The sequence below is a fragment of the Stenotrophomonas sp. STEN022 genome, from assembly GCF_056760155.1.
In genome coordinates, this window is the sequence record NZ_JBRREG010000002.1 from 56,162 (window position 1) to 82,878 (window position 26,717).

The following is a 26,717-nucleotide window of genomic DNA, read 5'->3' on the forward strand; positions in this document are numbered from 1 at the left end:
AGCTCCGGGGCCGACATTGGATACTTTTGGCCCAGAGCGTCATCGGAAGGGAAGGGATTAGGAAGATTTGTCGGGGTGGCTCGGAACACCAGACCTAATGCAGACAATGGTCCAAACCCAGCTCCAGATGTGCAGCTACCGAAGCATGGAATCAAACAGCGACCTGGCCTGCTGGATCGCTGCCTGATGCGTAACCTGCTTGTCGGCATTCACCTCGCACAGCTTTCCTAGCCGCTCACGGCTCAGTTCCGTGCAGTCTGCAAGGAAGTCGTAGTGACCTACCAAGGGGAGTGCCTGAAGTCGTGCATTGTCGTTCGCCTCGACAATGACCTTGCTGTTGCTGGCGGGCGGGGCAATCGCATCGGACTCACCCACAACCACCGACAGCGGAGCCTCCAACCGTGCGAGTTCACCCGGCTCGAACGCCTGCACGATTGCTGGCGCCATCAGGAACACAGCGCGAACGTTGGGAATGCGGCGATCCTCCGCCGACCTTGCTACCCAAGGTGCCAGCACCGGCGTAGCGGCCGCCGCCATCCACCGCTCAAGGGCCATTTCCGGATTCTCGACTTGTGGCATGCATACACCATCCTTAGGCGATGCCTTACAGAAGGCAGCCAACCGGGACATATCCGGCCTCGCGCCGGCAGCCACCAGCGCGGTGAACCCGCCGGCCGAATATCCCACCGGCCCAAGCCGACCCGCATCCACATGCGGAGCCAGCACGGGGTCGGCCTGCACCGCAGCCAATGCCACAGCGAGGTCATCGGCCCGGTTCCACGCCAGAATACTTCCGGCTTCGGTCATCGCATCCACACCGTTATTGCCGGGATGGTCCACCGCAACCACTACATACCCCGAGTGCGCCAGGGCTGTGCCGAGCCAGCCCATCATGCGAGCACTGCCACCGCTGCCGTGTGACAGCAGCAGTACCGGCAAAAGGATGGGCAGACTGGCAAGAAGACATACAAGCGCAAGCCGCCATATATTAAAGCGATTGGGCCGCTACTAGCTCTGAAACTCGCCCTCATGGTGGCTTGTAAAAACGGAGATGAAGGCTCCTGTCAGCTCCTTTGCGAGATATTTCCTGATGATTGTGAAGATTTAGATGTTCCTTCTCCAACCTATGCGGTTTGTTCTAATTGATTTATTTGCAGCTTGAGTTGGGTTGATGCTATGAAGAATGAACTTGCTCGTAGTCTTCTTGAAGGTGGATGTGACGCTTATGAGGCCGGTCGCTACCAACTGGCGGCCAGCCTCTTTTTGCGTACGGCTAGGTTGGGGAACGGAGAGGCTCAGATTAATTTGGCGAATATGTATAGTGATGGTGCCCATGGCGTAGATCAAGACGACAAGCGTGCATCGCACTGGTACCGGCTAGCAAGCTCGAAAGGAATTCCCGAGGCCGCATACAATCACGCGTTTGAATAGCCTGACCGCTCCTCCACGTCTGCGCACCAAAAGCTATGCCGCATCTATATTGGTTCGATGGCTCTAAAAACGGTAGCAACCGGGAACGGCATTTGTTCGCTTCCAGTTTGATATGAATTGCTTTTGCTGATAGACGACAGAACTCCTTTCACGCTTGCTGCGGGACTGCCGGTAGCCCTCGGCATCGGGGGCGGTGTCTTCAGGACTGGTCAGGTTGCGCCGCGTGCGAGGTGATGGCAGCTGACGCCGCATCGGTGATCTGCTGTGCGGTGACCCCAAGTGCGCGGAAGGCGCGGCCAGCACGCGAATGCGACTCCTGTGCGACGCTCAGCAGGACATCTGCACCGAGCAGGTTGCGCCTGGTCCGCGCAGCGCGGGAGTCCGCCAGGCGTTGAACGAGCGATTGGCCTGAGGCATCGGCTTCGTACAACCGTGCTTTGGGTGGGAGCAATGCATCGGCGAAAGGCCGGGACAACGTTGCCGGCCGAGCGATGCCAACGGATACAAGTGCTGCCTTCTGTTGCGACTCCAATGCGCCCAGGAAATCCTGCTCCGTCAGCGAGAGTCGTTTGAATGCCTCGATGGTGGTTCTGTCCGCCATTCCAAGCGCGGCCAGCACGAAGTGTTCAGAGCCGGGCTTCGCGTGGCCGTGGCCACGGGCGATCTCCTCCGCGGCACTGCAAAGGGACGCGAGGATCTGGGAGTCCTGCAGATGACGTCTGAACGTTGTAAGCATGGTTGCGTTACTCCCTTGCCGTGGGTTGGAGATGGGAAAGGCGTCTATGGGCGGCCTGCTTCGAGACCCCGAGGGCCTCGGCGATCTGGGACCAAGACCAGCCAGCGCGCAGGGCCGCGTGCACCGAACTCGCCTCGAGCTCGTCCGCCAGCTGGCGCAATGCAAGGACAGCCGCCAGCGCATCGGCGCTGTTGTCGGGGTCAGGTAGCATCTTTGGTAGCTTCATTTCGTCAACAATAGTTGACGATTTTCGAGATGTCAACATTTGTTGACGGCAGCAGCGGAGGCCACAGTGCCCGAATTGCGTCCGTCGCAGGCGGAGGTTGCCGGGAGCGTGGTCAGGCATCACCGGTGATGGCAGCTGGCCAGCTGGATCTGCGAGTGCCAAGAACGCGTTGGGCGTCCTATTTTTATTACGTTGCCCATATCGGGCTGCTTTCAATATTTACGTGATCCGTCACTAAATTGGTCGCTATTTCTCCTTGTATGATGTTGGCTCATGTCCAGCAGGGAGCCGGGATGAACAGGGGAATTTTTGTAGCCAGTTTGCTTGCATTGTCTGGCAGCGCGGGTGCTCAACAGGTCTACAAGTGCGTCGAGCGTGGAAAGCCGGATTCTTACCAGTCTCATCCATGCGCGAACGGTCCAGCGGCGAAAGCTTGGGAAGCTGTCCCAGATCAGGACAACCCGTACCTACGCGCTCGGCTTGCCCAGATGGAGCGTGAAGTTGCGGCACGTCGTGCGGCACAGCGCCCGTACGTTGCTTCTGTTGGCGGAGGCGGTGGTGGTCGCGCTACAGGAGCGACGATCCGCACTACGGGTTCGAGCTACGCCTGCGAGAGTGCTAAGCGGCAACGAGATGCTGTTTACAACGCAGCAGGAACTAGGCGCTCTTTTGCTCTTTCCAGTGCCTATGACAACGCCGTCCATAACGCTTGCAAATAGGGGGTGCAGGGGCGTTGCCCCTGCGTTGACGGCGTTACACAGCCCGCGTTCTGAAGTGGCGTTCTCGCCATTCGCCCGGTCCACGACAACAACCTTGACCATCGACTGTTGACGCGCTTTTCGTGCAGCGTTCCTTTTCCGTGTCGCGTCACGTAAATCAGCTGCATTGCTGCGTTCTGGGATCCTTTCGCCGCTTGGGGCGACCAGATCTCGTCCTGCCAGTCGCCAACCAGCCCATGGGCCTGTCAGAGCAACGTGGTTGTTGACCACACGCCGGTAGTGGTCACTGGCACAGCTGTCCGGGCATTGCGTTCCCGGTTCCCAGCACCGTGGACGGCTGTCCAGGTTGTAGGTGTCGCTCATGCCTCAATTTCCCCCGAATCCTTAGGAGTGCGCACGACCGAGAAGTAGCGGCTAAGCAAGTAATTGAATAGCAACGGGTCTTATCTGGAACCTCTTTGAGATTGGGTTCTGGACGGAGACGACAACTTCCAGCAGTGCTGGTTCTAGGCCCAAAAGTTCCCGCAGCCCCGCTCCGCAGGACCAAAGTTACCAGCAGCTCTGCGTCAAATGGTCGGTAGCGGACATAGCCGCACTTGTCAGCGCGCTAGCTGCACAGCAAGTTCAGCTCCCAGCGCTTGGTTCGGCCAAGCTTGAATGAGCGTTCGTTCGCCTTGGAAACCAAGCGATCCGTGTCGACGACAGCCTTCCGTTATCGGTACTTAGAAGTATCCAGGGAACACTCGAACGCGGGCGAGTTTTCCGGCTCGAAGCCATGCCTTTGACTTACTTAGCCAGCACCGTGCGCATCCCCTCAGAGTAGGCACGTAGCAAGATCGCTTCAACGGTCAGCAAAGCAAGCGGCACGTCAGCTTCCGCCGCACCGAGTTTGACCCTAGTACCGTAGCCGGCGCCAAGCACCTGCTCCATCACCGAATGGGCAGTGTGACTAGCGATCTTGTCCATCGCATGAAAGCTAAGGAAGTACTTTCCGGCCACGTGGTGAGGCGGCAGGTAGGCGATGTCGACGAACGCCTTGCGTGATGCTGGCGTGGACAGTACATCGTCGACATCAACGCCGAAGCCCATGAACAGGGCAAGCTCGCCGCGCGACAGCGCACGCTCAGGCAGGCTGCGTATCAATGCCGTGGCTGTGGATCGAAGACTGCCGAGCATGGCATTCGGTATCTCGACGATGCCAGGGTCGCTGGAGGCCAAAGCTTCAAGTCGCATCCGTGCAGACGCTGTGTCGTCTACAGACGTGCGTCTTGACACTCTCAGCTCGCGGAGATGCGGCTTGCTCACGCCTATGAACGTTGGCGCACCCTGTGAGAAGCATGCAGGAAAGTCCATAAGCCTAACGAGCGGACTAAGGTCCGCTGCTTGGGCTGGCGCGATCACTCGCTTCAGTGCTCGTGCCTGGAGGGCCCAGTCCAAGTATGGCCAAACAGTTTTCTGGAGGTCAGGTAGCATGAGGTAATTGCCGCGGCACGCCAAGCGCTCGTCGACCAGGTCGTAGCCGCAAGCGCAAACCATTAACCGTCTACCGCTTTCTCCGGTCGTATCTACACTGGCGTCGCACTGAGGGCACGTAGTTCGCAACGGAACAGAGTGAACCGGGCATTGGCCGATCCAAGGCATCTGCATCAAGTTGCAGTGATAGGCTTGGCGAAGACACTCAGGGCAAAACCGAAAAAGCCAGCCCTGTTCGAGAACCGAAACCGCTCCCTTGGCCGGAATCCAAGTATCCAGGGAAGCGGTAGGAGGCGGCGTGATTCCGATGGAGCACCAAAATTGCGTCCGACGCGCCTGTGAGAACGTCAGGATGGCCGAAAGGTCATCCCGACGCCTGACACGCATCCCGAAAGCAGCGAAGTAATCCCGCGGGAGCAGGCGATTCAGACGGACAACACGGATGAACGCCCCAAAATCAGAGATGTACGGGGCGTCCCCCATATCGCCACCCACGAAGCTTGAGGGATGGGCCTGTAGTTCCATCGCTAGCGATCCGGGTAAAGCGAAAGTTCAAGCTGTATGTAGCCGCAGAACCGGAGCGCGTCACGAATGTCATCACGTGTGAAATGTGTGAGGTTCGGATTCTTCTGCGTTGCCCGGACCAGAAGATAGTAGACAAAGCACTCGAAGGTCTTCATGGGCCAGGGGGCCAAGGTCGGCAGGTTGTGCTTCGCTCGCAGTTCGCCGACTTCTTCTCGTATGTCCCGAATCTGCGAAGCCAGCGTCCAGCCTTCTTGTGACGCCCTCGGAAGGAAGTAGGCCGAGCAAGCGGCTTTGCCGTGGTCATACTCGCGCAGAGCCATAGTTACGTCGTCGTCATACGGCTCGTCGAGCTCATCCTTCGGCTTATCCCACAGCAAGCCCGTATAGGAATGTTCAGCCATCATGAAACGGCCTGTGATGTGCGAAGGGAACTTCGTAGGCAGCCCCTGCTGACAGCCCACATCTGCGTCCTGTTGACTCACTTGCAGGACGAACAGGTGCTTGCCTTGTCCCTCGAGCTCATTGTCGAGCGTGACGAGGTGATTGTACTCCTCAATCTCAAAGCGATTGGCTTCGTTACATATCAACATGATCATCTTTTCTTCATGCATTGCCGTGCGAGCCACCAAGTGATTGCACAGTCTCGCGACAATGTCCGGCCCGCTGGCTGCCTTGATGATCTTCAGACCGGCGGAGGCGATGCCCCAGTTCATGAAGTAGGACTCCGTGGACGTGCCGGGGTTTCCGTAGCTCATCTCAAAAACGCTGAGCGGATAGGGCCGCCATTGATACGTCTGGGCGAGCATGCGCGCGGCGAAGGTCTTCCCGACGCGCCCATTGCCACGCAATAGCAGGCCTTTGTGTTTTGCTTCCATGGCCAGAGCTACGTCCGCAGTGAGGCGGTCCGAAGGGCGGGTAGGGATCACTGGGCGATCCAGGGTGTGCATTGCCTGGACGATCGCTTGGACCATAGGATCAGGCTGGAGGTTGGCGTTCATAGGCGTCTCCCACCACGCAAAAACAAGGGGCCGGTTTTTCCGGATCGTGCCTCACCTTGGATGATCAGTAGTTGCTCAGATTCCAAAGCAGCCGTTCGTTCGAGAAGGAAGCGAGTTAACTGCAGCGGCTTCGTAGCGGGCTCACCTGCATTTGCAGTTTGCTGTCTCTTCTTGGCGAGGTCAGCGTTACCGTGCCGTGGAAGGGCTTGAAGCCCCTGAACGTGTTCGAAGGTGCTTTGACGGCTCCTCCGTACGTCGGAGATGCACCGCTGGGGCCAGGCTTTTCCAACATGCTCTGCCTTACAAACTCGTCTGTGGCCCACTGCAGATTTGCCGCCTTCTCTCGAACGAACTTGTTGTAGATGGCGATCGCATCAGCGCCTGCGGGGATCTGGTACAGGCCGCTGGACTTGCCTCGTTCGATGCGCCGCCGCATCTCCAACGTGTGAGGGGAGGCCGCGTAGGGAGGAAGCGCCCGCAGGATCACAAGCCTGTTTCCGTCCTCATCCCACAAGGACATCGTGCGGATGTCGTCGGCATTTACCGTGGCCTTGAATTTCTTGCCAATCAGGTCGTGTCGCTTCCTGAGCTTGGAAGAGCGGTATCGCGCATTCGCCCAGTTAACCACCGGAAGACCGCCATCGGACTTGGATGCCCGCAACGTCGGGGTGATGCGAATGGTTAGCAGTTCCTCTCTGTCAGAGGAAGTGAGCGAGGAGGTGCCGATCCATCCGCCATGAGCCACGTGCGCGTCGAATACATCCCGCGGTGAGTGCTGCTGCAGTTCCTCTTGCGGGGTGACGTTGTAGGCGCTCACCCAGATATCCAGCGCTGCCTGCAGCATTTCAAGATCGATGGGGTGGTCTGCAGGATTCAACTCGTGGTGGCTTTGGCACTGACGCCAAGCGTGTGACTGGGCTTGAAGCCGCCGGCGATGAACCGCAAACAGAATTCTTCTATTCGCTTGTTCAAAGACTCCACAATTGGACGGCCTTCCGGAATGCCGGCGACACCCAAATTCACTGTACCTAGCTGATCTGAGCCGAGGTTCTGAGTCGCCATTTTGCTGATGTGGGCAAGATGGTTATCCATGGCGATCAGCGCAACGCGAGGGATCTGAGCTGCCGACTCGACCATGCTGGGCATCCAAGCTCCAGGGGCGTACTTCAGGTCTGGATGCAGCGAGCCGTCGGGATGCCACGGAGTCAGCGCACTTGCGAACGTGCGCAGAACATCAAAACGGTTGTAGTTAGCGCCCACAACCAGATTCCAAGCCAAGATCGCTCGCGATGCGCAGTCAACGATGATTAGTATCCAGATGCAGCTGATGAGCTTCTTCATCCATCCGCCTGTTGCCAGCGGAATCAGTGCATGCCACTCCACATCTGTCTTGTGGCCATCGAACTCAACGCGGTCCATGGGTCTGTCCGCCAACTGCTTGGCAAAGTCAGGCAACCCCTCGTCCTCCTCCGCTAAGGCCAGTTGGTCAGTAAGCCAATGGGCGCGCTGGCGCTTGAAGTACTTCAGCAATGCCCGGCGACCTTTGTCCGGAGTATTCAGCGGGTAGTCCTGTACCAGTCCGTGCTGCCTGAGAACCGCCTTGAACCGCTTGAAAAGGGCCTCAAACGCTGCGCAGCGTTCGTTGCGGATGGGCAATTGCCCTTTGTAGCCGGTCACCAAGTCGGCGATGTCGCCTACGCTCGTGAGCAGCTGATTGAGCGCGTGCGGCCGCGCTTTACTCGGGACTGTCTTGCTTTTAGGCGAGGGCGAGTTGCCATGCCTAAAGTATGGCAAGCACACCCGAAAGCCCTTCGGCTTGCCATCGTCAGCCAAGGTAGGAGCATGTTCGATCATCGTCGCTAGCGTTGCACGGTCAACTCCGTGCTGCTTTGATGCGAACGCCACGCTGGTGCCTGCCCATACCGCGCCCAATGCTTTGACTCGCCTATCGAATGCTTCTCTGTGCTTTTTCTGGACGGACATACGATCCGGCATGGCCCACGTCAAAAGTTCGCTATCAGGGACCTCAAGAGTGTTCTTCATGGTGCCGTCCTCCACATGAGCGAGCCATCTGAGAGCGTTGCATTGACGTCCACCTGCAGGCGTCCGATATGGATCAGGTCGCAGGCGATGGCACGCACGTCCGCCGGGGCGTAGCCTTCAAGTGCCTTGATCAGTTGACTCAGACGGAAGCGTTCCAGTTGGCCTGCGAACTCGAGAATGCGTTGACGCAGCGGGAGTCGGTTGTTCAGTCGCATGGCGGTCTGCACCATAGGCAGCATGCGAAGCCGTGCCTGACTCTGGGGCTTCTCTTCCAGTAGCTGGGCTTCGCCCTCAAAGCGCAGCGGTACGCTTGCGCTCTCTGCTGCCTCTAGCAAGAGTTGCGCATGGCGGTGCTGTCGTCGGCCCGTCGGGTCCACCGAACTGGACGTATGAGGCACCACCATGACGCAACGCTCGCGGCCGTTACGCTCGCGGTACCAGAACGAAAGCTCATGGGCTTGGCCGTTGCAGATCAGTCGCCGCGGACGCTCGACATAGCTGGAGACGTCCGGGGAGAATTCCAGTCGCAAGGCCACGATCAAGGAGAGTCCCACCACCCTGACAAGCCGTCCTTCCTTGGGCGAGAGGTAGGAGTAGACGTCCAGCTTCTTGAGCTCGCGCGGCGAGAGTGGTCGACTCGCGTAGGGGCGGGGATACTCCAACTGCTCGGGCATGGCGAAGTCGGGGTTGGGTTTCATGGATACACCCCCGCACCCACCGTCACGTCTTTGGGTGGTTCCATGCAGGACCGGCCCGGGGTGTTGGCCACCATCCACTCCAGTAAGCCGCCGCGCTCTTCCAGCACGAACAAGCGCTCCAAGGCGCCGTTACGGCGATTGAACAGGGCAAATCCCTTGAGGGCCGATACCTCGGCTTCCTCCGGATCACGGGTTGAGTCCTGGACCACGCGTACCGGTCGCAGGGCGTAGGGTTGATGGGGGTTGAGCAGGACGTCAGGAACCGCCAACGTCGTGTGGGATGGCAAAACAAGGTATCGGGGCTGCGCTGCAGCGCGGCCTCCTTGGGTAGGTAACTGAGTTCTCATAACCGCCTCTTTTGGACAATAGGTGCCCGCACCCCAGGCTTCGTTAAGCCTGGGGTGGACGTGGGCCACAAAAGGGGGTAATGTCAGACGCAGGATGTACGTCCTAGTTTCACCCCGCCCCCGGTCCTACCCGGGGGCATTTATTTGAGGCCATGTGACGCCTTTGATTTCCTCCTTTACTTTTCCGAAGTAAAGCGCGCGCCGAACGGTTCACCCGGGGTGGCCACAGGGATAGAAATAGCACTATCCATCATCCAAGTGATTGATATGACACTGGATTTCCCGAACCTAGCAGGTATCTAGACTATTTACAATAGTCTTTTAGCGCCCTGTCCATCTTAGTTCTCACGGCCGCCCGGCGCAGTCGTCCAAGTTAATAATTATTATCTAATCAAAGTTAATTAATATAATCTAACGATAGTTTTCATCGTTGCCACTGAAGCTTCTGTGCTTATCTGTTTCCGGGAAAGGGAACTGGCTTTCTGGGCGAGCCTTTTCGCCGCAGTGTCGCAGAATCTTAAGGCTTCTCTGTCGGTAATCATCAGGACGCCTGCAGATTGGACCTCACGCTGATACGTTGGGTTCTACCCCGCTAACACGGACACTTCAGTTATGCCCCGCGATCGGGCAGGAGGAGTGTCATGCAGCATAGAAAGCGATACAGCGAAGAGTTCAAGCGTGACGCCGGATCGTCCTTCGCGCTGCCTCCCTGATAATAGTCGGCGACGCTTGCGACCGAGCGGTGATCGGACATGGCCATCACCGCGGGCAATGCCACTCCCTGCCTGTCGGCCACGGTAACGAAACCGGAGTGTAGGCAGTATCCGCCGAAATCGTCTTCCAGACCGACTAGCGCTGCGCGGCGCTGAATGAAATGATCGGTGCAATGGCGCGCTCGGCCTAGGCCAATGACCGGTGCGACACGCCCCTCCAGCGCTATCACCCGTCGGCGGGACAGCGCAGCTGTACCGCCGCAGATCTTGCTCGCTGCACCAGGCCCGTAAAGGTAACTGTTACATGATGAGCAACGCTCAGTTGAACCGAATCCCCAGCATCGAACTGCAGCTCTTCAAATGGATCTCGCTGGTCGAGGCCGGCGAGATCCCCGACTGTGTTGAGCTCAAGCGCGCCGGCACCCGGATCTGGATCAAGCACGCGCGCCAGGTGCTGGCCGGGCTGGGTGATGACGTCCCCGTGCTGACCCTGAGCAATATTCAGCTCAACCCGCGCCTCAAAGGCCGGGGCTGGCTTACCGAGTTCATTGGGCTGTGCGATACCTTGATTCCTTGGCCGGCGCTCTTCGTGGAGCGCGTGCAGAATCCCAGACTACCCACCTTCCTCAGGCGCAAGGGCTTTATCGAAATGCAGCACGCCAACTTCTATCGACCGTCCAAGGCGTGGCGAGCATGCCATGGCTGGTCGTCTGACCAGGCTCTGACCGCACAGCAGCAAGCCGACCGGGCACACGTACGGCCCTTATGGGACGACCCCGAAGCCATCGCCAACTTCATCGCACTACAGAAGGAGAAACACCAATGACACCTGCAATTTCCCAACGTGCGCACACGGCAGACATGACGATGCTCGTTTTCTTCATCGCGCTGTTTCCGATCATGTCAGCGCTGCATGCCTGGGTATCCAGTGAGCTGTATCACGTCCTGGCTGGCGTGCTACTCGGCGGAATCGCCGCACTCAGCCACGCGTTGCTCCACGATGCCTTCCTGCGCTGGCGTAAGGCCGGCGTGGCGGGCATCGAACGGTACCGTTCACTGCGCATGATGCTCCTGGGACTGGTGTACCCGGTGCTTGGGGTGGTCAGTGCTGTAATCGCACTGATCGGCGTCAGCCCCGGTGTCGGCGTGCACTATGCGATCGGTTTCGCGGCGGGAGGAGGGGTGATGGGCTGGCGCGGGAAGGCGGCGCTGGCGCGCAAACGAGCGCAGGACCTGTGACCACGGACACCGGCGATCCGGCGGTGAGTGACAATGCGCTGCTGGATGCCATGCTAGCCAATCACATCCTCATCAATCGACCCTTCGTCCAGACCAAATTGGGCAGACGCCTGTGCCGGCCTTCTGAGGTGGTCCTAGACATTCTGCCAGCAGTGCACGAGCCGTTTAGCACGGAAGAAGGCGAAGTGGTGATCGATCAGGACGGCAATCGCGTCCGCTGAGTAGCCAAAAGTGCCAGGGAGAGTTCGACGGCATACAGAGAGCGTCCAGGTAGCCGCAAAGGCTGTCCCAGCTGATCGTTGGGCTGGCGTAGAACCCGATGCGGCGGCGGATCGCCAAACTCGATTTGAAGTCCTCAACGCTTTCCCAACCGTCCGTGACATCGGATAGAACCCCGGCGAGGTTCCGTTACATCTTTCCTAGTATTGCGGTGAACTCCTTAGTTGCCTGAGGAGTTAGCGCATGATCATGTGGGCCATCTTCATCACTTATCGCGAGTACGCGATCAATAGAGTAGGGCGCCGATACAGGAGACGTCAGCATGGCCCGCGGCATCACCGAATCCGATGTTCATACCGCCGCCGACGAGCTGGTCGCCAGCGGCGAGCGCCCGACGGTAGAACGCATCCGCGCCCACCTGGGCACGGGCTCACCCAACACCGTGACGCGCTGGCTCGAGACCTGGTGGAAAAATCTGGGCCTCCGACTGCAGCCGAAACGACCAGATTTGAAGGACGCGCCGGCGGCGCTGGCCGAGTTGGCCGGGCAATGGTGGGCGCTGGCGCTGCAACATGCCCGCGAGTCGGTGTTGGAAGAGCTTGCCGAGGCCAAGCAGTCGCTTGCGAACGAGAACGATGAACTTCGCGTGCAGCAACAGAATTTTGCCGAAGAAGCATCTGAACTCCATGCCAAAGCGACGGCCTCGGCCCACGCAGAAAGCCTCGCACTGACCCAGGTGGCGGAGCTTCGGCAACTCGTGGATCAGCTTCAATCGCAACTGACAGAGTCGACACAACAACGTGCTTCTGTGGATCAGCGGCTAGATCAGTTGGGTGCAGCAAAGCAAGCCCTCGAAGCCCGGTTACACGAGGAGCAGGAACTGGCCAGATCCGAGCGCGAGAGCCTGATGGAGCACGCCAGATCTGTCGAAGATCGTGCAGCACGGGAGATCGATCAAGCCCGCCAGCAGACCAAAGACCTACAGACCAAGTTGGCATCTGCAGAGAAGCTCCGTGCTACAACCGAGCAATCGCTTGCCAGTGCTCTGAATGCGGCCCAGAAGGCAGCTACTGGGGCGGCTAAAGAGACGGACAGGCTACGAGCGAGATCCGAGGTCTTGGAGGAACAACTGACCAAGATTCCTGCAGCTATTGAGGCAGCTTTGCGTGGTAAAAGTAAGCTTCCAACCCCTAGGAAGAAGACGGCAAAATAGTTCGTGCTGATCGCCTCATGGCGGCCATCAATGGCGACATAAGGGTTTTTTTGCCGAGACCGGCAGCCGTTCAGTTAAAAGAGGCTTAGGTTATGCGCCGCTTTCAAAATGTGCCTCCGATCTGCGCCCCTGCGGATTGGATCCCTCGGATTTATCAACTTCTTTCGGATATCTGGCACTTACTCGCCCCCGACCAGCGAAGTTCTTTCCAGATCACCGACATCAAAGAGAAGTGGGGCGGACTTCGCCTCTACTGGTTTTTACAAGCCGACGTCACTGACCAGCTTAGTAACCAGATTGATGCTTTGATCGATCAAGCGTCTGAAGAACTCCAGCAGCGGCCTTGAACTAGATGAACCAGATGCAGAGCTGCAGGAACATATCGTCTGATGGAACAGCGCTGCTGGAACTTAAGGTCCAGATTTCAGCGCTGCTGGAACTTATGGGTGGGCTTTGCTGGAAATCAAGGCTTCGGTTGCTGAAAGTTGTTGGTCGTCAGCAAGGAGGCCGGGATGGTAGGTGAGAAGTGATCCAGATCCAGATCCAGCTAATCCGCGATACGCCATTTCGCATAATGTATATTATGTAAAACACTAGACTGGCGAGACCATTGTTGTAGCTCGCAATCGGCTTGGCGGCAATTTGTTCACAGACGACGCCATTGACTGCGATCTTCGACCAACAACCACATCTCTTGGACCTGTCCCAGCGAGCGCCTCATCCTTGCCTCGTTCAGCGCGGTAAGGGTCATCCTGGCGATTGATCACTATCGCCAAGAGCTCTGATTCTCTTCAGATCTGGTGTGCTCACGCCAGCCGTGGCACTCAGATCTAGCGTGACTCCGTGCGGCTGGACAGCGCCCGCGTAGCGCCACGAATAGTGGCGCCAAGGACGCTCGGGGCAGCGCCTTTGCAAACGAATCGGATCTGGATTTATGCGTCTATTTTAGTGATGCGACACATAAACAATGGGAAAGGGATGAACTGCTGAGTCCTGCACCCAAATGCTGCTACCAAAAGCCCGGCCGCTATTTGGCGGAGAATGTTGTGCGACCAGGTTGGCTGTTTCCCTCGTCGTCAATCCAAGTGAACTGGACGCTTGTGTCATGACCCGCGCATTCGGGAACGGAATCAACGATTCGCAAGTCCGAGTGTGGCGCGAGCAAACCTTCTGCCGCCACCGTAGCTGGTTGCGCAGTGCAGAGTGCCAGCCCCGAAATCGTTATGTAGAAAGGCGTCGGATTTGCTGCGAACAGGTGCCCGTCTTCCAGTCGAAAGCGTAGTTTCCCTGCAGCCTGCCCTGCCCCCGCTTTCAGCGCTGCGGGACGATAGATGATTTTCATCTGCGTGCGCATCGTGACCGTCAGGCGCGTGGAATCCGACTCCTGGGCAGCCGGACCATTTGGCGGAATCTCGAGAAAGTTCAGCCAGTAAAGCGACTCGCGGTCTTCGGCGGGCGCAGGTCCTACAAACAACAAACGCAGGCTCTGCCGGTGGCCGGTGGCCAGCTGGAACATCGAGGGTAGCGGAATGATGGGGGCTTCGGCCTCGTCGGGACCGGAGTTGGGGGAGCCATCGTCCACCCAGGTTTGTACCACCACCGGGTAGCCGTTCTGATTGGCGAGCACCAGCGATACCTCTCGCTGCCCCTGCGGAAAGATCACTCGCGTTCGTTCTGCGGTCACTCCTGCCATCGCACTTCCGCAGGTCAGCAGCAGAACACCGGTGAGGAAGCGCTGGAGTGACATTATTGGACCCGTATGATGATCTGCGCAGTTGCTTCAACGCGGCCGGCGGTTACCTGCGGTCGGGTGCCTTCAGAGAGCTTTTCGATTCTGGCAATGAACGTCTCATTGTATTGGGTGACACCATCGGCAGTACCCGCTGATTGGGTGGCTCCGCCCACCGCCGGATACCAACCCTGCGCCTGTGCGTTGGCCGCGACGCCGCCCGCAGAGTTCTCGTTTGTCAGCAGGCTCATCACCTGACCGTTGCGAAGCAAGCGGATTCCCACGCCCTTTGCCATGCCTGCCTCGTTGTATCGGTCGGATACGAGGTAGGAAACGCCACCATTGGCATTCGCCAGACCCAGCGATGAAGCCGCGGCGGCAGCGCCGGGGGAGGCTCGTATGCCCAGTGCTGTGCCGTTGTTGGCGGTACTGTTGGTGAACCCACTCTGGCACTTGAAGCTCACCTGGAATGGCACCTCGTGAGTGACGCCTTCATTGAGCTCATTGATGGAAACCCGCGGAAATACGACCTGCGGCGTGACGTTCAACACTGCACAGGTGGGATACCGCTTCAGCGTTACCGCGTTGTACAGACCGATCGCACCTGGCCAGTTGTAGTGCCAACCGGCGTAGTTCGCGTTGTGGGTCTTGCCCACCTCCGGATACACCAGCCCAGGGCCCTTGATCGCTATATAGCCAGCCGGCTGCGTGTAAAGGTAGCGCTGCGACGGCGTGATCGCGTAGTAAAAAGTGGATTCCAATGGTGCGCTGAACAGCTCCGAGCGCACGGCGCTGAGGTTCTTCGCTTTCACCAGCCTATAGCCACGGGAATCCACGTCCAGCCCCTGCAGCAGCCGCTCCGCCCAGACATCGGTGAAGTACTGGCCGGTCTCCATGTGGGTCAGGCGAAGCAGTACGTTCCGCCACGCGGTCCTGTAGGCCGATTGCAGCCCAATGGAATTTCCCAACGCATCGCCGCCGTTGTACCAACCGCTGTAGAGATTGTCTGCATTAGAGGAGAACATTTCATATACCGCGTCGCCAGGCGCACAGCGAAAGAAAACTCTCTCCGGATCGTAGCCGCCGGTGGAGCCATACAAGGTGATGGGCGTCACCGCACTGGCTATCAGCGTTGGATAGGGCTGGAAAGAAGGATCGCTGACGTTGATCACACTGGGCAGGCCAAGTGAGCCGTTGCAGGTATCGCAGGCTCCGCCCCAAACCGCCGCGCTACCCTCTCCGGGCCGAATCGCAGTCTGCGAAGTGGTGGTTGCAGTGCCGACACTTTCCACCTTGTAGCAGGTTGCCCATGCCGTCGGTGAAACCGCCAGGAAAAGTGGAAACAGCAAACGAAGAAAAGTGTTCATTGCGCGTCCGCTTGGTAGTTCTGCATGTCCTGGCAGATGGCCTCGACGATGACAGGAGCCGTCTTGTTGGAGGCGTTTGCACCCAGATCATAGGGCACCACGCAGCTGCCGCCGAGGGCCTCCGTCCATTGCACTGAAAGCTGCCCTGCACGGTTCGGTGAACGCGCGTAGATCAGCCCGGCCTGGCCCACCATGCCGATGGTGGCACCCATTTCGTTGGCCACGGTAGCGCCCAGCGGCACTACCGTGCCATCGGCGCGGCGGGCTCGAATGATCAACGGCGTACCGGTCAGGGTTTCAAACTCCACCCGTAGAGCTGCTCCGGCGAACGGAACCACAGTGCGCTCGGTCTCCACCAGCTCTGCTTCTGCCGTCATCTGCTGCGGGTCCAAACCGATGCGATTGATGCGGTATGGCGACAACGATGGCACCAGCGCGAAGCCATTGCGATTCACGCGAGCGCCCTGCCCTCCACGCACATGGGAACCCTGCGCACCTTCCGCCTTCACCAGGGCGAAGGTGTCACCCACGTATGGCCCGGCAGTCATCCCTTCGCCATGCAGTACCACCGCACCGCGGATGCCGCCGGTGAGCTGCCGCATGCCCGAACCGCCCGAGGCACCAGCACTGACGCTACCCAAGGCGGTCTGGGTTTGCAGATTGCCACTCCATTGGCGCCCGCTGCCGTTGCCGCCCTGGCCTGCGGAAACCGCATAGTTGGTGGCTCGGCGTTCGCCAAGCGTGCCACTTACCACGGACTGGTAGCTGGATCCGCCCGCCTGCCTATCCCTGGCGGCCATCGCGCTGAGTACAGGAACGGACGCAGACGCGCCGATCGGCATCGACAGGGTAAGCCCCAGCGACCGGCCCAACTGGCATTGCGATGCTGCACCGAGATTCCACCGATCAATCGCGCAATTGCGTTGCTGCGACAGCGACAGGCTATAGCTCAGGCGCCGCCATGCATTGGAGTAGCCGAACTGAAATTGCACATCGCGCTGGGAATCATTGAAATAGTCTGCCGCCGAACCGGTCAGGTACAGCGAGCCATAGTCGCCGAGTCGCTGGTTCATGACCACGGTGAATTGATTGCGTTGGTTGCGCTGCAGGTCAGGCTGCCTGGAACCATCATCAAAGGCTTCCTGCTCCCACGGCTGCCCGAGGGCTTCGGAGAAGTCGCGGAAGCCACTGGACGAGTAGCGGTAGCCGGCCAGCGTAAAAGTAGTATCCGTGGTTTGGAAGGTCTTGCTGTAGTTCAGTTCAAGGCGGTAACCGGTCTTGGTTCCTGCACCATTTTCCTGCAAACGCGAGAACACCGAATTTCCACCGAAGGCGCCATAAGGCGTCGCAATGACACCACCAGCCAGCAGGCCGATGTAGTTTTCAGAGACTCGAGCGCCCGTGTTGACCGTGAGCCGATTGCTGAGCCCGCGCTGATAGGTGAGCTCGGCGAAAAGCTGCTTTGATTGGTTGCTTGCACCTGCTTCACCCAGTGTGGCGCTGTACTTTGAGTACCCGGGACGCACGGATTCGGGCACTGCAGAAAACGGCACGCTGAAACGGTGCACGCTGCCGTCCGCCGCGAGCACTTCCACGTCCAGGTCGCCGCCATAGGCTGCTCCGCTGATGTCATCAATAGCGAACGGCCCCGGAGGAAGCACGTCTTCCCGCAGCTTGCGGCCATTCTGGCTGATGACCACACGCGACTTGCTGGTCGCCGTGCCACGAACCACAGGCGCATAGCGGCGCTGCGAGTCCGGAATCATCCGCTCATCGGTGGCAATCTTGATGCCGCGGTAGCTCAGGTTTCCGAATAGGTTGCCGTCGGTGTAGTTGTTACCGATGCTCATGTCACTGGAAATACCCGGCAACGAGCGCTGCGCATAGCTGCGGATGCTGTTCCAGTTGCTGTTCTGCTGGCCAGGGCGACGGGTATAGGTCAGGTTCGACTGGTGGCGGAAACGCCACATGCCAATGTTCGCACCGGTGTTCACGGCGGCCGAGGCATAGTGCGATTCCATACCGTGCGACGTGGAACGGCTCGCGTTCACATCATAGTTGGCGAACACCATGGTCTTGCCGGCGTCCCAGATCTCGCGGCTTACATGGTCGCGCGGCTTGCTGGTCAGCATGGCTTGTGGCACGGAAATATCCAGGCGCAGGCTGCCCACGTCCAACGCCGCGGTAGCTCCAGGCAGGCGTATCTTCAGTTCCGCGCAGCTCGGATCAGCTGCATCAGCAGTGTCGACAGTAGTCGGGCGAGCACCCAAGGTATCCTGCATGAACGCGTCGCTCATGCACGGCTGAATTCTGCCGTCCACGTCCTTGAACTCCATCTCAAGCCGATCGACATACGTGTCGTTCAGATACACATCAACCAGATAGCGTCCAGCATCCGCCTGGTCGCCTCGATTGAAGCGCTGCAGATTGCCGGTCGACAGCGCGGAACCCATCAGAAGACGATCGTCGAACTCGTACATCGCGTCGTCTGCACTGGCCACATTGCCTGCGCCCACAAGCGCAGCACCAAGGGCAACAGCAAGCCGGGAGATCCGCATGCGCTTAGCGGGACACGGCATGGGTGACCGCAATCCTTGCGCCATAGTCATTGATCAGGTGCGCGCTTACCACTGCATCTCCCGCAGGCAGCTTGCTAGCCGCAAGCGGCACCCATTGAGCAGTGCCCATCGGCGGCACCATCGCCGGGGTGAGCTTCCAGCTGGCACCCGCTACGTTCAGCGTGGCACCACCAAATGATGCGTGGTAGCCGGTCGGGTTATCCACCTGCACATGCCAGTTGTTTCCAGACTGCTGAATACGAAAGCGCAACTGCTCCGGAATCTGCGCGGGCGTACCTGCGATTCCCGCCGGCCGATAGAACATCTTCAGTCGATTGCGCATCAGCACCATTACCTTGTTCTGGTCGGCATGGGCGGTGTTCATCGGCGGCACCTGCAGCACGTTCAGATGAAACACGGATTCGCGATCGGAGGGCACGTCCTGGCCTGCGAACATCACGCGGATCCGCTGGCCCGCGCCCGGTGCAATGCGCGAAACCGCAGGTGTTACCACGAATGGACCATCGGCATCGACCGGCGTGGACTGCGGGTTGTCGACGTCAACCCATGCCTGCACGGCATTGGGAAAGGCGTCCTGATTGGTCAGCTGCACGGTGACGTGTTTTGCGTCCGCCGGATAGATGACGCGGGTACCGGAAACAACAACACTTGCCTCAGCCACCCCCACGTTGAGCAGCGCGAAGATGCCGGCGATTGCAGTGCAGGCCATATAGCGACGGGAAGGGATCTGGTGCATGTGCGTTCCTCAGATGGAATTGCTGGCAATGCGTTGCCCGAGAGGGCGACCCCACAAGGTCGCCCTCCTCAAGCCTGTTACTCGTAGCGAACGGTGTAGGTCACAGAGCCCAGCACCGGGCCCGGCGTCACTGCTGCGTTTTCAGAGATGTAGCGAACGCCATAGTCGTGGGTGGCGGTCGTCTCGCCGGCGCCCAGCAGGATTTCGCCTGCACGTACAGCTGCACCACCGGCCAGGTTCACCGGAGTACCGCCCGGCGCATCAAGCAACTGCAGTGCTACACCCTCGGCGCCTGCGGCAGCGGTGTTGGTCAGGTTGCCGGTAGCGGTCGGGTTGGTTGCCTGGAACAGGGTGGTGAACGTTTCATCGGCGCCCGAGGCGGCACAACCCGTCAGGGTGATGGTGAACACGCCTTCGCCTGCGGAATTGCCAACTGCACCGTTGAGGTCGGAAACCGGAACGCTGTTCAGCATGATGGTCGGATCGGTGCCACCATTGATGACGGCCGAACAGGTCTGGTCGGTCACTTCACCATTGAAGGTGATGACATTGGTTGCATTGACCGATGCACTCGCGGCCACGGCTGCGACCAACGAAATCAGAATGCTGCTTGCTTGATGCTTCACTTGGTTTAACTCCTGGAACTCTGTTTTGGGAGGCGGCATTGTTGATTCCCAGACAAAGCTGGGACATAGGACGAGGCTTAAAAACGGCCGGATTTCTGCCTGGTCGCCCGCTCAGTCCGCGGCTCTGTGTGCGCTGTCACCGTGATTCGCACGAGACGGAAGCGTTGAGTTCGGTGCACGTGGAAGTACCCACGGCACGCCAGGCGGTTCAAAGTGAAAGATGGAAATGCGTGCGGGTCCCGCGTCGTAGGTGGACGCTGATCTGCAGCCAAGACGTCTTCGCACGCTGGAAAAGCCGATTCGATGGCGTCAACACGCACATCCGCGTTTCCGCGTCGCACTGCACTCATGTGGCTGCGCTGGTACACGCGGCAGCACGCATTACGCCCGCTTGTCCGGTCGCGTCCTGATGGAGGGATGGTCGGCGAGGTCACAGCGGAAGCCTGCCCCGCTTTCGCAAGCGGCGCTTGTGAAAGCGATCAGCTGCAGTCCTATTTTGGCGCCCTGCCCTGCCCACGCAGGTCCCAGCTAGCACCCTAGAGGGGGTCTCTGATTAAGTGACGAGTCACTAAATTTGACTACTGATGCACTTAGCATTGACCAAGGCGAACCCTGCGCACTGATTCTCCCTTCGAGGGTCGGCAGGGAATCGTTACGTACAGGGCCAAATGCCACCTAAGCGATTGAAACGCAATGATAATTGTCTTGTCCCGATGGCGGATGTCCCCGTCTATGGGGCCTGTTCAAGGACTTTCGCTGTATAGCTCAGCGGCGCCACTTCCCTTTCAAGATCCAAGTGGTAGTCGCCGAAGCGATTGATGTGGCTGGTCCGGTAAGGCGACAGGCCGGCCAGAATCTCGGGCGTCAGTTCAATCCCCTCCTTCTGCATTACGGCCAAGGTCCGGCTCATGCGTTCCACGTTGTGGAGGATGATCATGTTGGCCACCAGCTGGCTGTACTTGATGATCTTGCGCTGCTCGTGCTGGACGTTCTCAGCAATGATCCCTTGGCTGCCAAAGAAGACCCACTTCACGAAGCCGTTGTATTCCTCGCTCTTGTTGGTCGCAGCATGGATCGTTTTGCGAATCTCGTTGTCATCGATGTAGCGCAGCAAGAACAGCGTTCGGACGGCCTTGCCAAGTTCCCGGAAGGCGAAGTACAGCTTGTTCTTCCGGCTGTAGGTGCCCAGCCGGCGCAGGATCGAGGACGCGGTGATCTTCCCCAATCGGATCGAGATCACTACCCGCAGCATGTCGTGGAGATGCGTCGCGATCAGTTGCCAGTCGATGCTGTCTCCGAACAGTGCCTGGATATTCTTATAGGTCCTGCCAGGTTCGGGCCGGAAGAATGTCAGATCCTTGATGTTTCGTATCCTGGGCATCAGCTGGATGCCCAGCATGTGGGCCAAACCGAAGACTGGGTAGCTTTGGGCCTGCGTGTCGCCATGGACGATCTCAGGCTGGATGTCGGAAGTGTTGGCCAGCAGGCCGTCGAGGATGTAGATGCCCTCGTGCACACCACAGGGAATGAAATGGCTGAACAGCGCCACGTATTTGTCGGACACATGGTAGTAGCCGATGCCGCCGTAGCCGCCGTAGCGGATGTGGTACTCCGACAGCAGGTTGTCCTCGTAGACGCTCCATTTGGTGCCATCTGCTGAGGCGCTTTTCCCGCTGCCCCAATAGCCCGGGAGGTCGAATTTATTGTAGGTATTGATGACCTCTACGATGGCCTTCTCAAGCACATCCTCGGTCACGTATTTCAGGTTCAGCCAAGCAACCTGGCGCCGGCTGAAGCCCTTGATCGACCGCGCCGTCTGCGTCGGCCCCAGGTTGCAGCCATAGCAAAATAGCGTGGTGATCACACGTCGGGGCAGATCTTCGACTTGGCTCTCGGTACCGGCGATCGGGCGGAAAAAACGGTGCAGATCCAGCCATTGGCTGGCGTCGATCAGGACATCGACGATGCTGGACTCCGGGAGCCGTTCGGCGATGAGGCGATCCACCGTGGCAATGGCACTTGAGACCTCAGCGCGTTGCCCCTTCCGCAGTACCAGGCGCCCTTCCAAGATGTCCGCATGCACATTCTCGGGGAAGCGCTCGTCAACTTCGTCGGCCAAGTCGGTCAGTTGTGCGCGCAACCCAGCCACGTACGACGCGGCGTCGGTGGGTAGACCTGACACCTGACCATAGGCTTCCAGTTCCTGGGCCAAGGTGGCTTCATCGACCAGCTGCTCGCGGTAGTCATCAAAGCGTTCGCTGCTGGGAATGAAGAGATCTCCGGACTTCAGCTCGTCTTTGACCTGCACCAGCACGGCCAGCTCGAAGTACTTACGGTGCATCCAGCCGGCGCCGGCAGCGCTGGCACGCTTGCCAAACACATGCTGACGCCAGAGCTTGGACATCCAATCGAAGTCCTTTTCCGGGTCCAGGCCGAGGGATGCGACCTCGATCAGCTCACGGCGTTGGTTGCGCAGCGACAGCACCGCTGCGATCAACGGCTCCATGCCGGCATCGTGGCTGGTTGACCGCAGATTCATCAGCTCCAGCCCATTGAACAGCAGCGGCCTGACCGTGCCGTAGGGTTGCAGCATGAAAGGCAGATAGTTCTTCCCTGCGTATGCCATATGTTCTTCGCATTCGGCCAGCAAGGTCGACACTTCCGCTTCTAGACTGTTGTCGATGGCATCCACGCGCTGACTATCGCTGCCGTCGAGCTGATAGGCCTGCAGGATTTCCTTGAGCTGGCCGATCAGGAAGTCGGCCCGCTTGGCATGTTCGAGCTGGTAGGCCAGCAGTTTTTGCTGGGCCGTGTTTTCAAGCCCGCGCACCTGCTTGATGAATAGCTCGGCTGCGTCATCCAGCGTCTTGGCATGCTGGGCGCGAATGAAGATGGTGGCCAGCGCATAGCGCTTGTCCGGAGCCAATTCGGCCAGCTCGCTGGCGTCATAGGCCCGGGCCATTGCACGGAATTGCTTAAGCTTAGGGACCGGCACATCGATCGGGGGCAGCTGCTCAGCCAACTGCTGCAGCATGCGGATGTGCTGCAGATAGAACCGGACTTCCTTGTTGGTGGGCCGACCAGGCTCGCGCTTGAGCGATTGCCAGCCGGTGAACCTGGAGTTTTCCGGTGCGCGCAGCAAGTCGTCAATGAGCGTGCGCGTGGTAGGCGTCAGCGCGTGGCTGATGCTACGGTAGTAGCCCAGATTGACCCGCTCACGCGCGCCGATGGCGGCCAGTTCCAGGGTGCGGAAACCGGGCAGTTCGTAGCGATGGTGCACCAGCTCTTCGAGCAGGACGTTCACGATGTCCGGGATGGTGTGCTTGGTCTGGGCTGCTCCGGTGGCCACCGTGTCCAGCCAGGCCAAGCCTGATTTATCCAGGGGACGTACACCGATGAACTGCCGAAGCTGCGGGATATGCCGGCGCTGGCTACCGGAAGCGTCGTAACGTTCGAGCTGGTCGGTGTCCAATACGCGCCCGAGTCGGGCGGCCTTGGCGATGTGCTTCCGGATCCGCTCGGGTACGTCGGCCAACACCGTGAAGTAACCGAGGCGCTGGAAGAGCTTGAGATGAATCAGTACCGCCAGCTGCGGTCCCGGCTGGGTGGTCAGCTGCTTGGCGAATGCAATCTCAGCGGCGGTGGGGGTATAGATCTCCTCCAGTTCCTTGGCGGTGGGATCAGGCTTCAGTCGCGGGTAGGCGGTCTCGTGAAGGGTAGCCATTGGATCCGGAGGTTATGAGGGGATCAATCCCAGTGCCGGCCGTCGTCTGTATTGAGAGACGCTTCCAGGAAACACTGGTGCGTATCGGCCATGCGGTGCATGTCATCGAGCAACGTGGCCAGGATTTCATCCAGATCCCGATCGGGATCGGTGGGAACCGTCAACCGGTACTCGCTGCTGGCGGTGTTCAGCCGCACCGCTTGGAACGAGGCCAAGCAGATCTCTTCGATCCGGCCCCGGGCCTTAGCCGCGCCGCGACCCGCGCGGGCAAATGGGGTCAGTACCATGCGCAGGCGCAGCTGCAGTGCAGATTTGCCCTCGGGCGCCGGCAGCGCCATCGCCGGTACCGGCACGGTTGGACTTGGCAGGCTTGCTTCAATGCGGTCCCGTGCGAACGGGTCATGCCCGTCCAGGTAGCGCATGGCCGACTGCACATCGCGCCAGCCCACGTACTCCATCAGCGCCTTCATGTCCCAGCCCTGCTCGTTGGCCCAGCTGGCAAAGCCGCGGCGCAGGGAATGACTGCTGTGGAGCCCCGCATCGGCAAAGCCGGCACTGGTCAGCAACTCGCGCAGCAGGCGCACCAAGCTGTTGGGATGCAGGCCTTCGGCGCTCACCTGGCCCCATTGGCTGACCGCCCGAAATACCGGCCCTTCTTGCAGGTCGGCCGCCTGCAGCCACACCTGGGTCGCCTCCACCGGGCACAATCGCGACAACGCCGGCACCTTGTAGGTAACGCCGGCGGCCTGGCGATCGCCCTTGCTGCGCGGCAAGAAACAGGTCATCCCCTGTCCCGGCACCAGCGTGAGATGGGCCACGTCCAGGCGCAGCAGTTCATCGCCACGAAAGCCACGCCAGAATCCGAGCAGCACCAGCGCTCGGTCCCGTTGGTGGCGCAGCGCTGCCGCTCCGTCGCCCCGCGCGCGTGCCGCCGCGATCGCTGCGGCTAACCAGTCATCGAGCTCGACCAGCCGCCGAATCTGGAGCGGCGCGGCTTGCTTGACCTGGCCCGGGTGCAGGGTCTTGATGCCTTTGAGTACCTTGCGCACCAGCGGCGACCGGGTCGGGTCGACAAAGCCGTGGTCGCGGTGCCAGGAGGCAATGGCGGCCAGCCTGTGGCGAAGGGTGCTGGTGGCCAGGGTCTGCGCATACGCGGCCAGGTACCGGGCCACGCTGTCCGGTGTCGCTGGGAGGTGGCCTTGCCACTCGACTTCAAAGTGCCGCAGCGCCGACGCATAGCTGCGCACCGTGTTCTGGCGCGTGGCCGCATCGAGGTAGCGGTCCAGTTCGGTCACTGGCGCGTGGCCTCCACCGAGGCCGGCTGCCGCAGCGTTGACAGGATGGTGCATTCAGCCCGCTGCCCGCCGTGGCAACTGGCAATCACCCGTTCCAGCTCGCTGGCCATGCGCTGCAGGTCGGCCATGCGCGCCCGCACGTCGGTCAGATGGCTGCGGGCCAGCCGATCCACGTCCCCGCACGAAAGCTCTTCATCGCCCGCCAACTGCAGCAGGCTGCGGACCTCCTCCAGGCTGAAGCCCAGGTCCCGGCCGCGCGCAATGAAGCGCAGTCGCTCGATGTCGGCCGGGCCATAGACCCGGTAGCCATTGCCCGAGCGCCCCGGGCGCGGCAGCAGGCCGATCCGCTCATAATAGCGGATGGTCTCCAAATGGCACCCACTGGCGTCGGCAGCCTCACTGATTTTCATTCGTAGTACGCTTGACTCCGTAGTAGCTACGGACTTTACACTCACCTGCTGTGTCATGCCAGCGACCCGCCCGGGCCCGGCTTCCCTGCGACTGGAGATGTTCCGATGAGTGATTGCGGCTGCCACCACGAGGCCAAGAATGCGCAGGAGCGGCGCGTCCTCTGGATCGCCCTAGCGTTGAACGCGGCGATGGCCGTGATCGGCGGCATCGCCGGCTGGATTGCCCATTCCACTGGCCTGCTGGCCGACGCTCTGGACATGCTGTCCGATGCCACCGCCTATGCCATTGGCCTGGTCGCTATCGGGCGCACGGCGCGCTTCAAGGCCAATGCCGCTTGGGTCAGCGGCAGCGTGCTGCTTGTGCTGGGTGTGGGCGTGTTGGTTGAGGTGGGCCGCCGGGTGATGTACGGCGCCGAGCCGGTCAGCGGCTGGATGATTGGCACCGCCCTGCTGTCGCTGGCGGTCAATATGGCGGTGCTGCGCATGCTGGCACCGCTAAAGTCCGGCGAAGTGCATCTGCGAGCGACGTGGCTGTTCACGCGGGCCGATGTGGTCGCCAATGTTGGGGTGATCCTGGCCGGTCTGTTGGTGTGGTGGCTGGCCAGCCCGTACCCGGATTTCGTGATCGGCGCCCTGATCGGCCTGTATGTGATCAAGGAAGCCTTCGAGATTTTAGGTGATGCCCGCCGGGCAGGTGCCGACGCGCGCAAGACGGCTGCATGACCAGGCTTGGCCGACTGAGCTCGGACTCTGGCGGCTGCGCTTGAACCCGGCACTGTCACGTGGCGCAGCTGGCCCCCGACCTAATCCGTCGCAGCTCAATCTGCGTGACCGTGCGGAAGCTCAGGCAAAACGTTAACTTTCTGTTCTTCGGATGCCGGATTCCGTCAATTTCCCGCGCCAGCTTTTGCCTGGCCACCTGACTCGCAGAGGCCACTCGAGCCCGCGAGATTGATGAATAAGCGTCAGCTTGCTGATGAGCGGGACCCAAGGTATCTTTCCGGCCTCAAATGTATCAGTCCTAGCCACACGTGCCTTCCATTGTCATCCATGCCAAGCGCTACGCTCTGGCACTGCTGCTCGCAGTGATGATCATCGTGCCTGTCGTTGATGCTTCGGTCTGCTTCTCTGAGGAGCAGTCACACCAGGAAGTGGCAGGGCCAGGCGATGGCCACCCCGATAAGGCGCATGCCGCTTGTGGTCACGGTCACTGCCACCACAGCAGCACTTTTGTGGCGTCCAACGGTTTCACCAGTGCCGAAGCCGCAAGAAATGAAGGCGGGCACACGTTCTACGAACAGCCCATGACGTCCCACATCCCGGACACGCTGATTAGACCTCCCAGGCTTTGATCGCATAACAGGCGCAACGCGCCTGTCAGTCCTTCTGCGATCACCTTTGTGTAGGTCTTTCCATGAACACATCTTGTTGCTGGGCGCTCCGTGCGCTCGGCCGACGCGTGGCTGCACGTGCAGTCGCCGGCCAGTACTGCGCCGCCTTGAAGAAGGCGACCTGAAAGCCCTTCTCAACATCTACCAATCTCCGAACTGCACGCGATCGAGCGGCACTACTGATGGCAACCTCCGTGCTTGCCATCGGCGCATCTCTTGGTGTGCGCGATTTTGGGCCTGTCGACGAACCGAGATTTGCCTTGGTTGCCACCCAAATGGT

Annotated in this window: 23 protein-coding genes and 1 pseudogene; 8 read left to right on the forward strand and 16 right to left on the reverse strand. The window is 59.8% G+C overall.

What is annotated here, in order from left to right; genetic code table 11:
* Nucleotides 1-135: 135 nt before the first annotated feature.
* Complete coding sequence (locus ACVOMF_RS01055; RefSeq protein WP_481507662.1) at nt 136-939, reverse strand: alpha/beta hydrolase family protein; 804 nt, start codon at nt 937-939, stop codon at nt 136-138.
* Nucleotides 940-1,176: 237 nt separating this feature from the next.
* Here ACVOMF_RS01055 and ACVOMF_RS01060 point away from each other — a divergent pair, with 237 nt between their 5' ends.
* Nucleotides 1,177-1,431, forward strand: coding sequence for a hypothetical protein (locus ACVOMF_RS01060; RefSeq protein ID WP_481507663.1), 255 nt, complete (start codon nt 1,177-1,179; stop codon nt 1,429-1,431).
* A 199-nt stretch (nt 1,432-1,630) separates the two neighbouring features.
* On the opposite strand, the gene ACVOMF_RS01065 is transcribed toward ACVOMF_RS01060, so the two are convergent.
* From ACVOMF_RS01065 to ACVOMF_RS01095, 7 genes are all read right to left on the reverse strand, one after another.
* Nucleotides 1,631-2,167 carry a hypothetical protein gene (locus ACVOMF_RS01065; RefSeq protein WP_481507664.1) on the reverse strand — a complete coding sequence of 179 codons (537 nt, stop codon included), beginning with the start codon at nt 2,165-2,167 and terminating at the stop codon, nt 1,631-1,633.
* 1,731 nt (nt 2,168-3,898) lie between these two features.
* Complete coding sequence (locus ACVOMF_RS01070) at nt 3,899-4,345, reverse strand: hypothetical protein (RefSeq protein WP_481507665.1); 447 nt, start codon at nt 4,343-4,345, stop codon at nt 3,899-3,901.
* A gap of 767 nt (nt 4,346-5,112) precedes the next feature.
* Entirely contained in the window at nt 5,113-6,108 is a 996-nt protein-coding gene (locus tag ACVOMF_RS01075) for an ATP-binding protein (protein WP_481507666.1), read from the reverse strand.
* 115 nt (nt 6,109-6,223) lie between these two features.
* The gene (locus ACVOMF_RS01080) at nt 6,224-6,985 is read right to left on the reverse strand and encodes a hypothetical protein (RefSeq protein WP_481507667.1); all 762 of its coding nucleotides are present in this window, start codon (nt 6,983-6,985) and stop codon (nt 6,224-6,226) included.
* Nucleotides 6,982-8,151 (reverse strand): hypothetical protein, encoded by a 1,170-nt coding sequence (locus ACVOMF_RS01085; protein WP_481507668.1) that lies wholly within the window; start codon nt 8,149-8,151, stop codon nt 6,982-6,984. Before ACVOMF_RS01085 ends, ACVOMF_RS01080 begins: the two co-directional genes overlap by 4 nt.
* On the reverse strand, nt 8,148-8,849 hold the full coding sequence (locus ACVOMF_RS01090) for a hypothetical protein (RefSeq protein ID WP_481507669.1): 702 nt from the start codon (nt 8,847-8,849) through the stop codon (nt 8,148-8,150). Before ACVOMF_RS01090 ends, ACVOMF_RS01085 begins: the two co-directional genes overlap by 4 nt.
* Complete coding sequence (locus ACVOMF_RS01095) at nt 8,846-9,136, reverse strand: hypothetical protein (protein ID WP_481507670.1); 291 nt, start codon at nt 9,134-9,136, stop codon at nt 8,846-8,848. Before ACVOMF_RS01095 ends, ACVOMF_RS01090 begins: the two co-directional genes overlap by 4 nt.
* Nucleotides 9,137-10,213: 1,077 nt before the next feature.
* Between ACVOMF_RS01095 and ACVOMF_RS01100 the strand changes: the two genes are divergently transcribed.
* From ACVOMF_RS01100 to ACVOMF_RS01120, 5 genes and pseudogenes are all read left to right on the forward strand, one after another.
* Complete coding sequence (locus ACVOMF_RS01100) at nt 10,214-10,735, forward strand: hypothetical protein (RefSeq protein ID WP_481507671.1); 522 nt, start codon at nt 10,214-10,216, stop codon at nt 10,733-10,735.
* Nucleotides 10,732-11,148 (forward strand): hypothetical protein, encoded by a 417-nt coding sequence (locus ACVOMF_RS01105; protein WP_481507672.1) that lies wholly within the window; start codon nt 10,732-10,734, stop codon nt 11,146-11,148. Before ACVOMF_RS01100 ends, ACVOMF_RS01105 begins: the two co-directional genes overlap by 4 nt.
* 14 nt (nt 11,149-11,162) lie before the next feature.
* Nucleotides 11,163-11,369: pseudogene (locus ACVOMF_RS01110) on the forward strand (ArsC/Spx/MgsR family protein); the annotation flags it as partial.
* Nucleotides 11,370-11,689: 320 nt separating this feature from the next.
* The gene (locus ACVOMF_RS01115) at nt 11,690-12,580 is read left to right on the forward strand and encodes a DNA-binding protein (RefSeq protein ID WP_481507673.1); all 891 of its coding nucleotides are present in this window, start codon (nt 11,690-11,692) and stop codon (nt 12,578-12,580) included.
* Nucleotides 12,581-12,672: 92 nt separating this feature from the next.
* Complete coding sequence (locus ACVOMF_RS01120) at nt 12,673-12,927, forward strand: hypothetical protein (protein ID WP_481507674.1); 255 nt, start codon at nt 12,673-12,675, stop codon at nt 12,925-12,927.
* A 680-nt stretch (nt 12,928-13,607) separates the two neighbouring features.
* Here the strand turns inward: ACVOMF_RS01120 and ACVOMF_RS01125 are convergent.
* From ACVOMF_RS01125 to ACVOMF_RS01160, 8 genes are all read right to left on the reverse strand, one after another.
* On the reverse strand, nt 13,608-14,327 hold the full coding sequence (locus ACVOMF_RS01125) for a fimbrial biogenesis chaperone (RefSeq protein ID WP_481507675.1): 720 nt from the start codon (nt 14,325-14,327) through the stop codon (nt 13,608-13,610).
* On the reverse strand, nt 14,327-15,676 hold the full coding sequence (locus ACVOMF_RS01130) for a fimbrial protein (protein WP_481507676.1): 1,350 nt from the start codon (nt 15,674-15,676) through the stop codon (nt 14,327-14,329). The genes ACVOMF_RS01125 and ACVOMF_RS01130 overlap by 1 nt, the downstream gene beginning before the upstream one ends.
* Nucleotides 15,673-18,255 (reverse strand): fimbria/pilus outer membrane usher protein, encoded by a 2,583-nt coding sequence (locus tag ACVOMF_RS01135; protein ID WP_481507677.1) that lies wholly within the window; start codon nt 18,253-18,255, stop codon nt 15,673-15,675. Before ACVOMF_RS01135 ends, ACVOMF_RS01130 begins: the two co-directional genes overlap by 4 nt.
* Nucleotides 18,239-18,991: a fimbrial biogenesis chaperone gene (locus ACVOMF_RS01140; RefSeq protein ID WP_481507678.1), complete on the reverse strand. Its 753-nt coding sequence runs from the start codon at nt 18,989-18,991 to the stop codon at nt 18,239-18,241. The genes ACVOMF_RS01135 and ACVOMF_RS01140 overlap by 17 nt, the downstream gene beginning before the upstream one ends.
* A gap of 77 nt (nt 18,992-19,068) precedes the next feature.
* Entirely contained in the window at nt 19,069-19,617 is a 549-nt protein-coding gene (locus ACVOMF_RS01145) for a fimbrial protein (RefSeq protein ID WP_481507679.1), read from the reverse strand.
* A 730-nt stretch (nt 19,618-20,347) separates the two neighbouring features.
* Nucleotides 20,348-23,341 (reverse strand): Tn3 family transposase, encoded by a 2,994-nt coding sequence (locus tag ACVOMF_RS01150; protein ID WP_049405761.1) that lies wholly within the window; start codon nt 23,339-23,341, stop codon nt 20,348-20,350.
* 23 nt (nt 23,342-23,364) lie between these two features.
* On the reverse strand, nt 23,365-24,636 hold the full coding sequence (locus ACVOMF_RS01155) for a site-specific integrase (RefSeq protein WP_065427865.1): 1,272 nt from the start codon (nt 24,634-24,636) through the stop codon (nt 23,365-23,367).
* Nucleotides 24,633-25,046, reverse strand: a complete 414-nt coding sequence (locus ACVOMF_RS01160; protein ID WP_014159616.1) for a MerR family transcriptional regulator — start codon at nt 25,044-25,046, stop codon at nt 24,633-24,635. Before ACVOMF_RS01160 ends, ACVOMF_RS01155 begins: the two co-directional genes overlap by 4 nt.
* A 105-nt stretch (nt 25,047-25,151) precedes the next feature.
* On the opposite strand from ACVOMF_RS01160, the gene ACVOMF_RS01165 reads away from it, so the two are divergent.
* Together ACVOMF_RS01165 and ACVOMF_RS01170 are read left to right on the forward strand one after the other, a co-directional pair.
* Entirely contained in the window at nt 25,152-25,769 is a 618-nt protein-coding gene (locus tag ACVOMF_RS01165) for a cation efflux transmembrane domain-containing protein (RefSeq protein WP_014159605.1), read from the forward strand.
* Nucleotides 25,770-26,077: 308 nt separating this feature from the next.
* The gene (locus ACVOMF_RS01170) at nt 26,078-26,398 is read left to right on the forward strand and encodes a hypothetical protein (RefSeq protein WP_062167471.1); all 321 of its coding nucleotides are present in this window, start codon (nt 26,078-26,080) and stop codon (nt 26,396-26,398) included.
* Nucleotides 26,399-26,717: the final 319 nt, after the last annotated feature.

Excerpts from the sequence above, each read along its gene's own strand:
- ACVOMF_RS01060 (WP_481507663.1), top strand. The coding sequence starts at position 1,177 with ATGAAGAATGAACTTGCTCGTAGTCTTCTTGAAGGTGGATGTGACGCT.
- ACVOMF_RS01065 (WP_481507664.1), bottom strand. The coding sequence starts at position 2,167 with ATGCTTACAACGTTCAGACGTCATCTGCAGGACTCCCAGATCCTCGCG.
- ACVOMF_RS01070 (WP_481507665.1), bottom strand. The coding sequence starts at position 4,345 with ATGCGACTTGAAGCTTTGGCCTCCAGCGACCCTGGCATCGTCGAGATA.
- ACVOMF_RS01075 (WP_481507666.1), bottom strand. The coding sequence starts at position 6,108 with ATGAACGCCAACCTCCAGCCTGATCCTATGGTCCAAGCGATCGTCCAG.
- ACVOMF_RS01085 (WP_481507668.1), bottom strand. The coding sequence starts at position 8,151 with ATGAAGAACACTCTTGAGGTCCCTGATAGCGAACTTTTGACGTGGGCC.
- ACVOMF_RS01090 (WP_481507669.1), bottom strand. The coding sequence starts at position 8,849 with ATGAAACCCAACCCCGACTTCGCCATGCCCGAGCAGTTGGAGTATCCC.
- ACVOMF_RS01100 (WP_481507671.1), top strand. The coding sequence starts at position 10,214 with ATGATGAGCAACGCTCAGTTGAACCGAATCCCCAGCATCGAACTGCAG.
- ACVOMF_RS01105 (WP_481507672.1), top strand. The coding sequence starts at position 10,732 with ATGACACCTGCAATTTCCCAACGTGCGCACACGGCAGACATGACGATG.
- ACVOMF_RS01115 (WP_481507673.1), top strand. The coding sequence starts at position 11,690 with ATGGCCCGCGGCATCACCGAATCCGATGTTCATACCGCCGCCGACGAG.
- ACVOMF_RS01120 (WP_481507674.1), top strand. The coding sequence starts at position 12,673 with ATGCGCCGCTTTCAAAATGTGCCTCCGATCTGCGCCCCTGCGGATTGG.
- ACVOMF_RS01125 (WP_481507675.1), bottom strand. The coding sequence starts at position 14,327 with ATGTCACTCCAGCGCTTCCTCACCGGTGTTCTGCTGCTGACCTGCGGA.
- ACVOMF_RS01130 (WP_481507676.1), bottom strand. The coding sequence starts at position 15,676 with ATGAACACTTTTCTTCGTTTGCTGTTTCCACTTTTCCTGGCGGTTTCA.
- ACVOMF_RS01135 (WP_481507677.1), bottom strand. The coding sequence starts at position 18,255 with ATGCCGTGTCCCGCTAAGCGCATGCGGATCTCCCGGCTTGCTGTTGCC.
- ACVOMF_RS01140 (WP_481507678.1), bottom strand. The coding sequence starts at position 18,991 with ATGCACCAGATCCCTTCCCGTCGCTATATGGCCTGCACTGCAATCGCC.
- ACVOMF_RS01150 (WP_049405761.1), bottom strand. The coding sequence starts at position 23,341 with ATGGCTACCCTTCACGAGACCGCCTACCCGCGACTGAAGCCTGATCCC.
- ACVOMF_RS01160 (WP_014159616.1), bottom strand. The coding sequence starts at position 25,046 with ATGAAAATCAGTGAGGCTGCCGACGCCAGTGGGTGCCATTTGGAGACC.
- ACVOMF_RS01165 (WP_014159605.1), top strand. The coding sequence starts at position 25,152 with ATGAGTGATTGCGGCTGCCACCACGAGGCCAAGAATGCGCAGGAGCGG.